This window comes from Microvirga sp. 2MCAF35, assembly GCF_052115545.1.
Classification (GTDB): domain Bacteria; phylum Pseudomonadota; class Alphaproteobacteria; order Rhizobiales; family Beijerinckiaceae; genus Microvirga.
Map to the genome: position 1 here is coordinate 1 of NZ_JBFRGW010000091.1, position 1,192 is coordinate 1,192.

Sequence of the window (1,192 nt, forward strand, 5' to 3'; positions counted from 1 at the left end):
ATGGCGAAGGAAAAGTTTGAGCGCAACAAGCCGCACTGCAACATTGGGACGATTGGTCACGTGGACCATGGCAAGACGTCTCTGACGGCGGCGATCACGAAGGTTCTGGCGGAGTCGGGCGGGGCGACGTTCACGGCGTACGACCAGATCGACAAGGCGCCGGAAGAGAAGGCGCGCGGCATCACGATCTCGACGGCGCAYGTGGAGTACGAGACCAAGAACCGGCACTATGCCCACGTGGACTGCCCTGGCCACGCCGACTACGTGAAGAACATGATCACGGGCGCGGCGCAGATGGACGGCGCGATCCTGGTGGTGTCGTCGGCCGAYGGCCCGATGCCGCAGACGCGCGAGCACATCCTGCTGGCSCGTCAGGTCGGCGTGCCGGCCCTGGTGGTGTTCATGAACAAGGTCGACATGGTCGACGACGCCGAGCTGCTTGACCTGGTCGAGCTCGAGGTGCGCGAGCTTCTGTCGAAGTACGACTTCCCCGGCGACGACATTCCGATCGTGAAGGGCTCGGCCCTGTGCGCTCTGGAGGACCGCCAGCCTGAGATCGGGCGCGACCGGGTGCTCGAGCTGATGGCCGAGGTCGACCGCTACATCCCGCAGCCGGAGCGTCCGGTGGACCAGCCGTTCCTGATGCCGATCGAAGACGTGTTTTCGATCTCGGGCCGCGGCACGGTGGTGACGGGTCGCGTCGAGCGCGGCATCATCAAGGTCGGCGAGGAAGTGGAGATCGTGGGTCTGCGCGACACGCAGAAGACGACGGTCACGGGCGTCGAGATGTTCCGCAAGCTGCTCGATCAGGGCCAGGCGGGCGACAACGTGGGCGTTCTGCTGCGCGGCACGAAGCGCGAGGACGTGGAGCGCGGCCAGGTGCTGTGCAAGCCCGGCTCGATCAAGCCGCACACGAAGTTCAAGGCCGAGGCCTACATCCTGACGAAGGAAGAGGGTGGCCGTCACACGCCGTTCTTCGGCAACTACCGGCCGCAGTTCTACTTCCGCACGACGGACGTGACCGGCGTGGTGACGCTGCCCGAGGGCACCGAGATGGTGATGCCGGGCGACAACATCACGATGGAAGTGACGCTGATTGCGCCGATCGCCATGGAAGAGAAGCTGCGCTTCGCCATCCGCGAAGGCGGTCGCACCGTCGGTGCCGGCGTCGTCGCTTCCGTGATGGATTAAT

The 1,192-nt window shown here is 65.2% G+C and carries 1 protein-coding gene; it reads left to right on the plus strand.

Going from position 1 to position 1,192, the window contains the following annotated elements; translation table 11 throughout:
* Complete coding sequence (gene tuf / locus AB4097_RS21430; RefSeq protein WP_442043315.1) at window positions 1–1,191, plus strand: elongation factor Tu; 1,191 nt, start codon at window positions 1–3, stop codon at window positions 1,189–1,191.
* Window position 1,192: the final 1 nt, after the last annotated feature.